1 pseudogene is annotated in these 618 nt (G+C 54.4%); it reads left to right on the forward strand.

Annotated features, from left to right (window positions below):
- Positions 1–170: 170 nt before the first annotated feature.
- A pseudogene (locus tag HT737_RS30665) lies at positions 171–618 on the forward strand (hypothetical protein); the annotation flags it as partial.

The following is a 618-nucleotide window of genomic DNA, read 5'->3' on the forward strand; positions in this document are numbered from 1 at the left end:
AATGCGAAGTTACATATTGTTCACTTCGAACGCTTTTCACTCAAGCGTTGTCGACGTACGCCACCTGGGACGGGTGCCATGAACCTGCGAAAACGGAAGAATCACTTGGCCACTACCGCTCTATACTGCGCCACCTCATTGCATTTGCCGCTCAAGGACGAACCCTCTTCATGCGCCATAGCTTGCTGCTACCCCTGTTGATCGCCACCGTTGTGCAACTGAACGGTTGCGGTGCGTATCGGAATTACGATCTGGAGCTGCAACAGACCACCGCGCCGCTCAAAAACGGCAACATCGAAGGTGCCCTGTCGGTGATCGAAGCGAACAATCCGGATCCGGAAAAAGACCTGCTCTACTACTTCGAAAAAGGCGCCGTACTCAGTGCCGGCGGCGATTTTGCGCAAAGCCAGACCACTTGGCGCAGCGCCGAACAGATGATTATCGAACGCCAGGACACAATCCAGACCACTGGCGACAAGTTGCTTGCTGCAATGGGCGATCACTGGGGCAGCATCATCAACGACAAGCTGCGCCGCTACGATGGCTACGACTATGAAAAGGTCATGCTGACCACGCAAAATGGCCCTCAATCAGTTGGCGCTAAATGACTTCGATGGC

Origin of the sequence: Pseudomonas sp. MD195_PC81_125, assembly GCF_014060985.1 — a bacterium.
In the GTDB taxonomy this organism is placed as follows: domain Bacteria; phylum Pseudomonadota; class Gammaproteobacteria; order Pseudomonadales; family Pseudomonadaceae; genus Aquipseudomonas; species Aquipseudomonas parakoreensis.